Origin of the sequence: Pseudomonas asuensis, from assembly GCF_014646755.1 — a bacterium.
In the GTDB taxonomy this organism is placed as follows: domain Bacteria; phylum Pseudomonadota; class Gammaproteobacteria; order Pseudomonadales; family Pseudomonadaceae; genus Chryseomonas; species Chryseomonas asuensis.
The window spans coordinates 51,241-63,911 of the sequence record NZ_BMNW01000014.1; the positions used below are offsets into that span (position 1 = coordinate 51,241).

General features: G+C 52.4%; 12 protein-coding genes. 6 read left to right on the forward strand and 6 right to left on the reverse strand.

The window, feature by feature from the left end; translation table 11 throughout:
* The first annotated feature begins 58 nt into the window (after positions 1 to 58).
* The 6 genes from rbfA to IEX86_RS21955 all read left to right on the forward strand — a co-directional run bounded on the left by rbfA (position 59) and on the right by IEX86_RS21955 (position 5,075).
* Positions 59 to 439 carry a 30S ribosome-binding factor RbfA gene (gene rbfA, locus IEX86_RS21930; RefSeq protein WP_188868267.1) on the forward strand — a complete coding sequence of 127 codons (381 nt, stop codon included), beginning with the start codon at positions 59 to 61 and terminating at the stop codon, positions 437 to 439.
* 2 nt (positions 440 to 441) lie between these two features.
* Positions 442 to 1,356, forward strand: a complete 915-nt coding sequence (truB, locus tag IEX86_RS21935) for a tRNA pseudouridine(55) synthase TruB (RefSeq protein WP_188868268.1) — start codon at positions 442 to 444, stop codon at positions 1,354 to 1,356.
* A gap of 94 nt (positions 1,357 to 1,450) precedes the next feature.
* Complete coding sequence (gene rpsO, locus IEX86_RS21940) at positions 1,451 to 1,720, forward strand: 30S ribosomal protein S15 (RefSeq protein ID WP_188868269.1); 270 nt, start codon at positions 1,451 to 1,453, stop codon at positions 1,718 to 1,720.
* 153 nt (positions 1,721 to 1,873) lie between these two features.
* Complete coding sequence (gene pnp, locus IEX86_RS21945; RefSeq protein WP_188868270.1) at positions 1,874 to 3,979, forward strand: polyribonucleotide nucleotidyltransferase; 2,106 nt, start codon at positions 1,874 to 1,876, stop codon at positions 3,977 to 3,979.
* A gap of 234 nt (positions 3,980 to 4,213) precedes the next feature.
* Positions 4,214 to 4,576 (forward strand): BON domain-containing protein, encoded by a 363-nt coding sequence (locus tag IEX86_RS21950; protein WP_188868271.1) that lies wholly within the window; start codon positions 4,214 to 4,216, stop codon positions 4,574 to 4,576.
* A gap of 55 nt (positions 4,577 to 4,631) precedes the next feature.
* Positions 4,632 to 5,075 carry a PA2169 family four-helix-bundle protein gene (locus IEX86_RS21955; RefSeq protein WP_188868272.1) on the forward strand — a complete coding sequence of 148 codons (444 nt, stop codon included), beginning with the start codon at positions 4,632 to 4,634 and terminating at the stop codon, positions 5,073 to 5,075.
* Between the two features lie 10 nt (positions 5,076 to 5,085).
* Here the strand turns inward: IEX86_RS21955 and IEX86_RS21960 are convergent, their stop codons facing one another.
* From IEX86_RS21960 to acs, 6 genes are all read right to left on the reverse strand, one after another.
* The gene (locus tag IEX86_RS21960; RefSeq protein ID WP_188868273.1) at positions 5,086 to 5,397 is read right to left on the reverse strand and encodes a DUF2845 domain-containing protein; all 312 of its coding nucleotides are present in this window, start codon (positions 5,395 to 5,397) and stop codon (positions 5,086 to 5,088) included.
* A gap of 8 nt (positions 5,398 to 5,405) precedes the next feature.
* Positions 5,406 to 5,699 (reverse strand): DUF2845 domain-containing protein, encoded by a 294-nt coding sequence (locus IEX86_RS21965; RefSeq protein ID WP_188868274.1) that lies wholly within the window; start codon positions 5,697 to 5,699, stop codon positions 5,406 to 5,408.
* Positions 5,700 to 5,708: 9 nt separating this feature from the next.
* The gene (locus IEX86_RS21970) at positions 5,709 to 8,567 is read right to left on the reverse strand and encodes a DUF748 domain-containing protein (RefSeq protein ID WP_188868275.1); all 2,859 of its coding nucleotides are present in this window, start codon (positions 8,565 to 8,567) and stop codon (positions 5,709 to 5,711) included.
* An 80-nt stretch (positions 8,568 to 8,647) separates the two neighbouring features.
* A complete protein-coding gene (locus IEX86_RS21975) occupies positions 8,648 to 9,664 on the reverse strand; it encodes a class I SAM-dependent rRNA methyltransferase (RefSeq protein ID WP_188868276.1) in 1,017 nt (338 codons plus the stop codon).
* A 68-nt stretch (positions 9,665 to 9,732) separates the two neighbouring features.
* Complete coding sequence (locus IEX86_RS21980) at positions 9,733 to 10,611, reverse strand: oxygenase MpaB family protein (RefSeq protein WP_188868277.1); 879 nt, start codon at positions 10,609 to 10,611, stop codon at positions 9,733 to 9,735.
* Between the two features lie 81 nt (positions 10,612 to 10,692).
* Positions 10,693 to 12,642, reverse strand: coding sequence for an acetate--CoA ligase (gene acs, locus IEX86_RS21985; protein WP_188868278.1), 1,950 nt, complete (start codon positions 12,640 to 12,642; stop codon positions 10,693 to 10,695).
* Positions 12,643 to 12,671: the final 29 nt, after the last annotated feature.

Consider the following 12,671-nt stretch of genomic DNA (forward strand, 5'->3'; position numbering starts at 1 on the left):
GGAAGACAGCTTCCAGCTTCGTCTTTTTAACAGCACCTGGCTTTAAGAGAGAGCGAAGATGGCTAAAGAATACACTCGTACTCAGCGCATCGGCGATCAGATGCAGCGTGAGTTAGCGCTTTTGATTCAGCGGGAAATTAAAGATCCTCGCCTGGGCTTGGTAACGATTACTGACGTCAATGTGGCGCGTGATCTTTCCCATGCCAAAGTATTTATCACTGTTTTGGGTAAAGATTCGTCTGAGGATATTGCCCAGAACTTAGGGATTTTGAATGAAGCCTCCGGCTTTTTGCGTCAGCAGTTAGGACGCGCAATGAAGCTTAGGACGATCCCGCAAATGCGCTTTCATTATGATGAGAGCATCCGTCGCGGAGCAGAACTGTCTGCATTGATCGAGCGTGCAGTATCTGAAGACCGTCGTCACGAGGGTGGAGAGTAAGCGTGGCCCAAGTGAAACGAATCCGTCGATCGGTTAACGGTATTCTGGTACTCGACAAGCCGCGTGGACTAACCTCTAATGCGGCGCTGCAAAAGGTACGCTGGTTGCTTAATGCTGAAAAAGCTGGACATACCGGTAGCCTTGATCCATTGGCGACGGGTGTTTTGCCGTTGTGCTTTGGTGAAGCAACAAAGTTTTCGCAATATCTGTTGGATGCCGATAAAGGCTATGAAACAGTCATGCAACTAGGTGTCACCACAACGACAGGTGATGCAGAGGGAGAGATTGTTGACCGCCGAGAGGTAAGTCTTGACGCCTCGGCTTTAGAGGCAGTGTTACCTGCCTTCCGTGGTGATATCCTTCAGATTCCACCTATGTATTCTGCCCTTAAGCGAGACGGTAAGCCGCTCTATAAGTTGGCTCGGGCAGGTGAGGTCGTGGAGCGGGAACCGCGTTCTGTTACTATTAGCAGCCTTGAGCTACTGGCGCTGACAACAGATCGCGCTACACTCGATGTGCATTGCAGCAAGGGCACCTATATTCGATCTTTGGTCGAAGACCTGGGGCAAGCGCTTGGTTGCGGTGCCCATGTGGCTGAGCTACGCAGAACCCAGGCAGGGCCTTTTGCCTTGGCTCAGTCCGTAAGTCTTGAGGCGCTGGAGAAGGCGCACGAAGAAGGTGGTGCAGAAGCACTCGATGCTTTCCTGCTTCCAGTTGACAGTGGTTTGGAGCATTGGCCGCTGTTACAACTGACCGAGCACACGGCTTTTTACTGGCTGCATGGACAGCCGGTAAGAGCAGCTAACGCACCCAAATTTGGCTGGATGCGGGTACAGGATAATGAAGGTCGCTTTATCGGTATCGGTGAAGTGACTGACGATGGACGTATTGCGCCTCGTCGTTTGGTTCGGTCGTAAGACTGATGCGAGGGTGGCTGTTAATAGGCACGGTCATTCCTCTTCTCTAACACGAGGGTAATTCCCTCGGCCTGTTATATCTAGGAGCCCTATCATGGCACTTAGCGTTGAAGAAAAAGCCCAGATCGTAACTGAGTACAAGCGCGCCGAAGGCGACACTGGTTCTCCTGAAGTACAAGTTGCTCTGCTGTCTGCCAACATTGACAAACTGCAGGGTCACTTCAAGGCCAACAATAAGGATCACCACAGCCGCCGTGGTCTGATCCGTATGGTTAACCAGCGTCGTAAGCTGCTGGACTACCTGAAGGCCAAGGACACTACTCGTTATAGTGACCTGATCAGCCGTCTGGGCCTGCGTCGTTGATCACGATGCAAGCTGGACGCTAGTCGCTTAAAAGCTGGGAGTCGGTTATGCCGATTTCCAGCTTTTTTGCTTCATGCGTCCCTGAGATCGCGCCGGGTCCGATACCCTGCCGCTCTCAAGATTTCCCCAAGGGCAATACAAGAAGGAAATACTGTGAATCCAGTAATCAAGACATTTAAGTTTGGTCAGCAGACCGTAACACTGGAGACGGGCCGCATTGCGCGCCAGGCCAGTGGTGCAGTACTCGTTAGCACTGAAGACGTTAGTGTTCTAGTAACTGTTGTGGGCGCCAAGTCTCCAGCAGAAGGCCGTGACTTTTTCCCGCTGTCTGTCCATTATCAGGAAAAGACCTATGCCGCAGGCCGCATTCCTGGTGGCTACTTCAAGCGTGAAGGCCGTCCGAGCGAAAAAGAGACACTGACCTCTCGTTTGATCGACCGTCCAATCCGTCCGCTGTTTCCAGAAGGCTTCATGAACGAAGTGCAGGTTGTCTGCACTGTCGTTTCGACAAATAAGAAGTCTGATCCAGATATCGCTGCCATGATTGGTACATCTGCCGCTCTGGCTATTTCTGGTATTCCATTTGCGGGCCCTATTGGCGCTGCTCGTGTTGGTTTCCACCCAGAACTAGGCTACATCATCAACCCAAGCTTTGAGCAGCTTCAAAGCTCCAGCCTGGACATGGTTGTAGCAGGTACTTCTGATGCCGTTCTAATGGTTGAATCTGAAGCTGATGAGCTGACAGAGGACCAGATGCTGGGCGCTGTGCTGTTTGCACATGAAGAGTTCCAAGTTGTAATCGAGGCAGTCAAGGAACTTGCTGCTGAAGTAGGCAAGCCTACTTGGGATTGGCAAGCTCCTGTTGAAAATACTACGCTGGTTAACCAGTTGCGCGCCGAGTTTGGTGAAGCCATTTCGCAGGCTTATACCATTACTGTCAAACAGGACCGCTATGCGGCGCTGGGTGAGCTGCGTGATCAAGCTGTTGCCAAGTTTGCTGGCGAAGAAGAAGGTCAGTACAGCGCTGCTGAGATCAAAGAGATTTTTGGCCTGCTGGAGTACCGCACTGTTCGTGAGAACATTGTAGATGGTAAGCCACGTATCGATGGCCGTGACACCCGTACTGTTCGTCCGCTGAATATTGAAGTGGGTGTCTTGAGCAAGACTCACGGCTCCGCTTTATTCACGCGTGGTGAAACACAGGCGCTGGTGGCAACTACCCTGGGTACTGCCCGTGATGCTCAAATCCTCGATATGCTAGAAGGGGAGCGTCGTGACACCTTTATGCTGCACTATAACTTCCCACCCTTCTCCGTAGGAGAGTGTGGGCGTATGGGCAGCCCAGGCCGTCGTGAGATTGGTCACGGCCGTTTGGCACGCCGTGGTGTTCAGGCCATGCTGCCGTCTCAGGAAGAGTTCCCCTACAGCATCCGTGTGGTGTCTGAAATTACTGAATCCAACGGCTCTAGCTCCATGGCTTCCGTATGCGGTGCTTCGCTGGCCCTGATGGATGCAGGCGTTCCTGTTCGCGCTCCGGTTGCTGGCGTTGCGATGGGTCTGGTGAAAGAGGGTGACAGGTTTGCTGTCCTAACCGATATCCTGGGTGATGAAGATCACCTTGGCGATATGGACTTTAAGGTGGCCGGTACTGATAAGGGTGTTACTGCTCTGCAGATGGACATCAAGATCAACGGTATTACCGAAGAGATCATGGAAGTCGCGCTGGCTCAGGCTTTAGAGGCTCGCCTCAATATCCTGTCCCAGATGAATCAGGTCATCGCCAAGCCGCGTGCAGAGTTGTCAGCTAATGCACCGACTATGATCGCTATGAAGATCGAGCCGGACAAGATTCGCGATGTCATCGGTAAGGGTGGCGCTGTTATCCGTGCAATCTGTGAAGAAACCAAGGCTTCGATTGATATCGAAGATGATGGCAGTGTGAAGATTTACGGTGAAACCCGTGAAGCGGCTGAGGCTGCCAAGCAGCGCGTCTTGGGCATTACTGCAGAAGCTGAGATTGGTAAGATTTACGTAGGTAAAGTCGAGCGTATCGTGGACTTCGGTGCTTTCGTAAATATCCTGCCTGGTAAGGATGGCCTGGTACATATCTCCCAAATCAGTGATCAGCGCATCGAGAAAGTTTCTGATGTACTGAAAGAAGGTCAGGAAATAAAGGTACTGGTACTGGACGTGGATAACCGTGGCCGTATCAAGCTATCCATCAAGGACGTAGCAGCAGCTGAAGCTTCTGGCACCTGATAGATAGTGGTTAAGAGCCCAGCTTTTGCTGGGCTTTTTTATGCCTCTAATTCATGCAACTTGCATGTATTGCATGAACGATTTATTGCAATGTGCAATTAACGTGAAAATCATAATATATATAACTGCTTGAAAAGTAAGGAATTTTTTTAATATCTAACTTGGCATGCTGATTGCGATCATGATTAGTGCTAACGCCAGGATACGGCGTACACCCAAAACAGGAGTCACATTATGAAGAAGACTTTCAGCCAATTTGCTTTTGCCGCCGCTGCTGTTACTGCTCTGAGCATGCCGCTTGCTGGAGGCGCATTTGCTGCCACGAACAATCAAACGATGACCCTGGCTGCCAATGACAGTGTAGAGCAGGCAGAAGAAACAGTTTCCGACACATGGATTACTGGAAAAGTGAAATCTTCTTTCCTTGCGGATGATCATATCAAAGGGACTGACATCAAAGTTGAGACCAACAAGGGTGTGGTTTCTCTGTCGGGTACCGTGTCAACAGATGCTCAGCGTGAGTTGGCTGTTGAAAAAGCAAAGAACATCAAAGGTGTTAAAGCCGTATCGGCCGATGGCTTGAAATCGGCCGAGTAACCTAAAGGTGGCGAGCTACAAGCTCGCCACCTTTAGTATTGATGAGGTAGTCGCCATGTCTGGAAAAGCAGATGCTTTTGAGGATCTGATAGAAGTTTCTCGTAATGGCAGAGCATTCTATGAGTCGGCAATCAATGCTGTAAGCAGTCCTCAACTCAAAGCCTTATTCTCGGAAATGGCTCAAATGAAGGCGGGGTTGGTTATCCTATTAAGCAGTCAAACGTCTCTTCATGGTAGGCAGCCTGCTAATGACAGCCGCTTTGTAAGTTCTTTTAAGGAGCTTTATGAGCAGGCCCACGCCGCCTTGTTAGAAACGAGCGACACCGCTTACATTCAGGCTTTAGAAGAGTCAGAGGACCAGCTCTTACACCTTCTGGAGCAGGCGATACATGACGCTCCAGAGCTAGAAGCTCAGCCACTCGTTCAAGGGCAATTGCAAAAAGCCAAGTTATGCCACGACCATCTGCTTGAGCTTAAGCTGCGCCTTAATGTGGCGTGATCGCTAGCCTTCACTGGCCTCGTTTGCTTTGAATACTGTGAAGGCGGTTACCCCGAAAGGTTAAGTAGTAATACATACCGTTCCATGGGCCATATATCCATTCTTCGACCCTAACTTCGCTACGTCCCCCATACCTATCACTGATCTCAACGTAACCTAAATTCGCACGGCTGCTGGGTTTTCCACATTTACGATGGATTTCACTGATATGGTCATGTGTATTAATGAGCTGACTGCCGCATCTTAAAGATTCTGCTTGAGTCGGCCACGCTATAACAATAAGGGTAATGAAGGTCCAGGCTTTGATAACGTTATAAGGCATAAAAGGCTTTAGTCCCGAGCGAATTCGATACTAACCAGCCGATTGGCTTCAAAAGTTAGTACATAAGTACCGCCGTTTCGAGGACCGTAAACCCACTCTTCACGAGTAGATTCTCTGCGGCCGTAGTCACCTTGCATATAGCCTATAAAATCCCGATGGGCAGGCTCTCCGCATTTCTTTCGTACCTCGAAAGTACGATCGCCTTGGTTAATCAGACTGTTACCACACCTGAACGTATCAGCTAGGACGGCTAAGGGCGAGAGGGCTGCCAGCAAGGCTATTATTACTACTGTGTACTTCATAAGCGTTCCCTAGTTGCTGCCAATATGAAGTTGTGCAGCGATACGCCCATTATTGCCTTGCTGACTTGTGTTGACATCAATTAAATAGATGCGACCTTCCTCTAACCCAGCATTCTCTATCAGATATTGTTTGATGGTTTGGGCGCGCGCTTGAGCAAGACGCCTGAGAAGCAATTCGCTCGTTTTCCAGGAATCGAGAATGGCAGTGCTCAGCCGGCTTTGCCGTTCTGTATCAGGTAGATTTTCCCATTCTACGGGCGGCTGCTGTTTTAAGCGGGTGCGATAGACTGCCTCTAGCAGAGCAGGTCGCATGTCTTGCGGAACGGAGAGCTGGCTGGCCTCTGCAGGCACCTTATCGCCCCGTCGTTGTAGCAGGTTGTAATATTGCGTCTGAAATTCGTGCTCTAATCGTTGCGCTGAAAGTGAGGGGCCATCAATCTCGGCTGCGCTACGTCCTTCTACATCCAGCTGTAGTTGCGGACGTTTCTTTAGCGCTTGAGCCAGGGCATCGAGCGACTGGCGAGCCTGATCCGTCAAATTAACCGAAGCTGCCTCAAATGGAATTTCGTTTAAATCAGTTTCTGCTCGTCCTGCCAGGCCTGCTAGCATTTTGAAGGGCGATTGAACGGCTCTTGCAACCATGTTGCGCAGTGTTTGCCAGACGATGGGCGCTACACTGAAGTTAGGGTCATTGAGGTTACCTGCGACCGGAAGGGTTAGGTCGATTTTGCCATGAGAGTCTTTGAGTAATGCCACGGCAAGTCTTACAGGCAGGTCAACGGCATCCGGGCTGTCAATCCTTTCACCTAGTTCAAGCTGGTCCAGCACGAGATGGTTCTGAGCATCCAGCTTGCTGTTATCGATCCGGTAATTGAGGTCTAGATCCAAGCGCCCTTTGCGAATGGCATAACCGGCAAATTTACCTGAATAAGGCGTGAGTGTAGTGAGCTCAACATGGCGAAAGGCAGCCGTCACGTTCAATTTATTCAGCGGGTCTAGCGGGTTCAGGCGACCCTGGATGCTAACAGGCGCGAAGCGGTCTACCTTGCCGGTTAGGCTTATCTCTGCAGGATCAGGGGTCTGGGTATCCAGTGTGCCAATCTGGCCGTTGAGCTCCTGGATTGCCGTTATGAAGCTGGGTGTAAGGCTGTAATCGGCAAAATTGGCTGAGCCGTTAACAATGTGTATGCCCCCGATGCTTAACGCCAGCGGAGCGGTGTTATCAGGCGCTTCCTGCTTGGGCTGAGCAATTAACAATTGGCGGAAGTTGGTTGTCAGGTCTTCGTTGATGATTAGACGCGCATAAGGGCGCTTAAGTGTAATCCCATCAATGGCAAGACTCTTGCCGTGCTTGTAGTCAATACCTTTGACCGTGAGTTGCTGCCAACGCAGAAAGTCTCGCTGGCGCTGCGTGTCCAATGTATGCAATTGGTTGAGCTGGGCCTGCCCGGTAAGGGTTAGCGCTAGAGGAGTTACGCTGTCGAGGGAGAGATGTATGTCGCTCGCCAGCATGCCACTACGGATTTCAAGGCGGATATACGGGGCGATATAGGCTTGGGCTAGACGCAGATCGATATCGCTGTTGACGATATGCAGGTGGGCAGTAATGGGGTTGAGCGTCAGCTCACCCTCAGTTTCAAGTCGCCCATGCAAGCCGATTTGAGCGTTTAGTTTGATTTCTGTAGGTGTCCGAGCTGCAAGGTCCAGATGGGATAATGCAAGGTCGATACTCTTGATATCTAGATCTACAGGTGTTGAGGCGGCTTGGTCGCTTAAATGAAGGCGGCCGTCTTGCAGGTGAGTTTTACCGATACTTACCTGCCAGCCTGGGATGCTCCTGGCAGGCTCGGGCTGGTCAGGAAAGGTGAACAGTTTGACCCAATCCAGTTGGCCATCCTTGTCTCTGGATACCCAGGCTTCTAAGCTCCGACTCTCAAGCTGGTCTATGTGGATTTGGCGTTTGGCTAAGTCCAGGGTGGCACCGCCTATAGCGAGACGGCCTAGTTGGACCTGTGGTGTTGCATGGGCGGCTTTACTGGAAAACTCATCAAGGCTCAGACTGGTTTTGGTCAGCTGTAGTTGAAAGGTCTTTCCGGTTTCGATGTGGTATTGGGTATGCCCATTCAGCCTACCCTTGTTGAGCGAAAGCGGTAGCGCTTCGCTCACATAAGCCCACCAGGGCGCGAGCGCAGCCTCTCTAAGATCAAGGGAGCCGCTTAAAGCAAAGGGTAGGGGTTGCAGCGTTCCTTCACTCTTGAGTGCGCCGTTCTGAGCTGTCTGGGCGCTTAGGGTAAAACGAGCTTTACTTTCCTGGCGAGTACTTACGTTTTCCAGGGTCAGATCAACAGGGTTAAGGCTTATATCAACGGGTTGTTTGAGCTGTTGGTCGCGGTAACGCACCTGAGCCTGTGTAATGACGAGAGCATCTATGGTTAGCGGAAATTGTTGCTCAGAGGCATCTGTCGTAGGCTTTTCCTGGGCAGTCGCATCCTTGGAAACTTTAAAAAGCTTGGTCAGATTCAACGAGCCGTCTTTTTCAAGCGTAACATCGACAAAAGGCTCTTCCAGCTCGATACGCGCCAAATGCGCTTCTCTACGCCAGAGGCTGTTTAGCTCAACGTTGGCGTAGAGGCGTTTAGCTGCCAAAACCGGGTGTTCGGCGGACCCAATGCGAAAACCCGTTAATGTCGCTTCAAGCGTAAACGGGTTAAATGTGATCTGATCGATCTGTGCAGGCTGTGTGGTGTAACGCGTCAACTGCTGATGGGCAAGATGTAGCGCGACACGCGGAACAATCAGGAAGCCAATCAGGCAATACAACAGGAAGAGCGACAACACAATGGGGGCGCGTTTCAATGCTTTGGGCATGGCGTCTATCCATCAAGAGTGCTCTCCAGTATCGCACGTGCCGTGATAGTGCCAACGTCACCATGTACAAAGCGTGATCTTTACAACTGTAAAATCAAGGTCTTAAGGGGTGGCTGGCCATCAAAGGAGGGGAAGTCCTCGTCTGGAGCGATGATTTGACAATCACGTACTGGTCGACCCTGTTTGCTGGCGCATCGCAAAACAGACTCGCGCCACTCTGCCATAGACACTTTGGCCAGGTTGTTACAGCAGACAAGAGTGCCGTTTTCTGCGGTAGCTAGGAGCGCTGGTTTGAGCAGGCTCTGATAGTCACGATGAAGATCTACTGTCCCAAATGCACTCTTGGCCCAGGCAGGTGGATCAAGAAACACTAGGTCGAACGTGCGCTTTTCCAGGCGTGGATAGCTTGGCAAGCGCTGGTCTCGACGATGAGTAATGGGCAGGCCGGCCAGCTGACGGATAGCTGGAAAGTAGTCTGATTGAACGAACTGCATGGGCGGTAACGAAGGATTAAGTGCGCCGTTCTCCTGGCCTACCGCCAGATTGCGAGTGGCAAAGTCCAGGTTCCACACCTCACGGGCGCCACCTGCCGCAGCACAAAGCCCTACGCCACAGGTATAGGCAAAAAGGTTCAAGACAGACTTGCCTTGGCTGTTTTGCTTGATCCAGCCTCGAGCGTTACGGAGGTCAAGAAATAACAGCGGGTCCTGACCCGCATGGCGACCTCGTACACGGTAGGTCAGACCCCACTCCTGAGCTGTAGTGGCTTCCAGTGCTTCTGGCTCAGCCATGTGAACGGCTCCGCTACGGTCAATCCGGGAGTTGCCCTGTGATCGGTCGTTATAGACAAGAAACAGCTCCTGTCCCAAGAAACGCTGCACCTGCTGGTGCAATGCAAATACCACATCATTCTCGATCGATGCATGAAAGCTCTGAATGAGTAGCTGCGGGCCGTAACGGTCAAGCGTAAGGCCTGCTGCCCCTTCCTGGGACCCATGGAACAGCCGGTAGCAATCGGTACCCTGGGCGTGGAGTCGTGCGATAAGTGACTCGCGGCGGGACAGTGCTGTGTCCAGCGCGGAGAAAAGGGTTTGCATGAGCAGGCCTTGAAGCAAAGGTCAAGAAAGGCTCATAGGATACAGACTATGACCCGCCGTATGAATGATCAGGGCTTGATTGTCTGGCCCATGCGGCGGCGAGCCCGATGCGAGGAGCCGTTACGTACCGCCCAACGTAGCAGGGGAGCGGTACGATTGATGCCGGCCCTTACCAAATGCCGTTCCGCCTGGCCGGGCAGGATATCCAGCTGCTGCGCAGCCCACTCAGGTAGCAGGTCGATGCCTGCTCTCATGATCAACGAGCCGAATGGCTTGGCCAGAGCACTGGGTGCCGGAGCTGAAAGGAGTATCCGGGTGATCTCTCGAGTACGTTCGTCACAGACGAGTTGTGGGCGCATCATATCAAGATAACGCTCGACCTCCGCCCGCGATTCCGGCACCTGTCGGGCACCCAGCTGCTTGGCAATCAGCGAGACTTCTCGGTAATAGCGGTCCTGCTCGTCAGGAGGAAACTGCGGATTGAAGTAGCGCAGGTATGCCTTTAGGAAACTACTGACCTCTGCGACATGGACCCACGTTAATAGCTCAGGGTCATCGGCAGCATAGGGACGTCCATCGGCGGCTGTGCCTTTGACATGAGTATGAATCATTCGGACTTTTTCGATCAGCCGCCGCGCATCGGTCTGGTTGCCAAACGTAGTAGCTGCAATGAATTGACCGGTACGGCGTAGACGACCCAGCATGTCTTCTCGAAAGCGGGAGTGATCCCAAACACCCGACAAGGCCAGTGGGTGCAGCATTTGCAAGAGTAGAGCTGCTACACCACCGATTATCATGCAGGTGAAATCACTATGGACCTTCCAGCAGGCAGAATCAGGCCCGAACAGTCCCGGATCGCCTGGTGGGTTCTCGTAGTCGACTCCGCCCAGGCTTAATCCAGTCAGGCTCATGACCTGATTTTCGATACGGCGTCGCAAGATTTCCATTACAGCCCCAATGATGATTCATCACATAAAGCTTAATGGATAACGAGGCGCCAGGCATAAGGCTATGCCCGGCGGTCCTGCTCACCCTTTAGCTGCAAGGTTTTGTCGGTGCTTGATCAGCTCCTGCACTACAGACGGATCAGCCAGTGTTGAGGTATCACCTAGGGTATCCAGTTCGTCACAGGCGATCTTACGCAGGATGCGACGCATGATTTTACCCGATCGGGTTTTGGGTAGACGTGGTGCCCACTGGAGGAAGTCTGGCTTGGCGAAGCTGCCAATCTCCGAGCTGACTTGAGCCAGCAGACGCTTTTTCAGCTCGTCTGTGGGCTGTACGCCACCCATTGGAGTGACAAATGCATAGACGCACTGGCCTTTCACATCATGGGGACACCCCACTACCGCGGCCTCAGCCACTTCGTCATGCAGGGCCAGCACACTTTCTACTTCTGCCGTACCGATCCGGTGGCCGGATACGTTGATTACGTCATCTACACGGCCAGTAATCCAGTAGTACCCATCTTCATCGCGACGGGCACCGTCACCGGTGAAGTAGTAGCCAGGGTAGGCCTTGAAGTAGGTATCGATCATACGTTGATGATCACCATAGATGCTTCGTATCTGGCTGGGCCAGCTGGCCTTGATGGCCAGGACACCTGAGGCGGGCCCTTCAAGTTCCTTGCCCTTGTCATCCAGGAGGACCGGCTGAACGCCAAAGAAAGGACGCGTAGCCGAGCCGGGCTTAAGATCTGTCGCGCCAGGGAGCGGTGCGATCAGGATGCTGCCCGTTTCAGTCTGCCACCAGGTATCAACAATGGGGCAGCGCTTCTCGCCTACGACGCGGTAGTACCACTCCCAGGCTTCAGGGTTGATAGGCTCGCCTACGCTCCCCAAGAGACGGAGGCTGGCGCGGGAGCTTTTGTGCACATGGGCGTCCCCTTCACGCATCAGCGCACGAATTGCAGTGGGAGCCGTATAAAAGATGTTGACCTGATGTTTATCCACGACTTGCCAGAAGCGTGAGGCATCCGGATAGCTGGGCATGCCCTCATACATCAGTGTTGTGGCTCCGTTAGCCAACGGGCCGTAAACGATATAGCTATGGCCGGTTACCCAGCCTACATCTGCCGTACACCAGAAGATTTCACCTTCGTGGTAATCAAATACATATTTGAAGGTCATTGCAGAGCCCAACAGATAACCGCCGGTGGTATGCAATACCCCTTTGGGTTTTCCGGTTGAGCCAGAGGTGTAAAGGATGAAGAGTGGATCTTCTGCGTCTACCGGTTCGGCTGCGCATTCTTCGCTGACGCCCTGTACTGCGTCGTGATACCAGATGTCCCTGCCTTCAGTCCATGCAATCTCGCCCTTGGTTCGCTGTACCACGATGACATTGGCTACGTCTGGGCAGGAAGCTAGCGCCTTGTCCACATTGTTTTTGAGCGGGACGCATTTGCCGCCGCGAGTCCCTTCATCTGCTGTGATAACGGTACGGCAATCGGCGTCTAGAATACGGTCGCGCAGCGCATCGGGTGAGAAGCCGCCAAACACTACGGAATGCACTGCACCGAGTCGGGAACAGGCCAGCATGGCATAGGCCGCTTCAGGAATCATGGGAAGGTACAGGCAGACGCGATCACCTTTCTTGACGCCACGTTCCTTCAGGACATTGGCCAGTCTGCAAACGTTCTGGTGCAGTTCACGGTAGGTGATTTTTAGAGAGTCAGAAGGGTTATCACCTTCCCAGATAATGGCGACCTGATCAGCACGCTTTTCGAGATGGCGGTCGATACAGTTGTAGGAAACATTCAGCTGACCGCCTTTGAACCATGAGGCTTCACCCTTAGCCAAGTCGCTGTGGTGAACTTCATCCCAGGGTTTGAACCAGTCCAGCATAGCCTTAGCCTGCTCGCCCCAGAAGCTTTCAGGGTCTTCAACGGACTGGCGATAAAGGCGCTCATAGCCGTCCTTATCCAAGAGGGCTTGTTTTTGCACTGCTTCAGGCACGGGGTAGCGATGGTGTTCCGACATGGCGGGCTCCTGTTGTGGTTGTTCTCCGC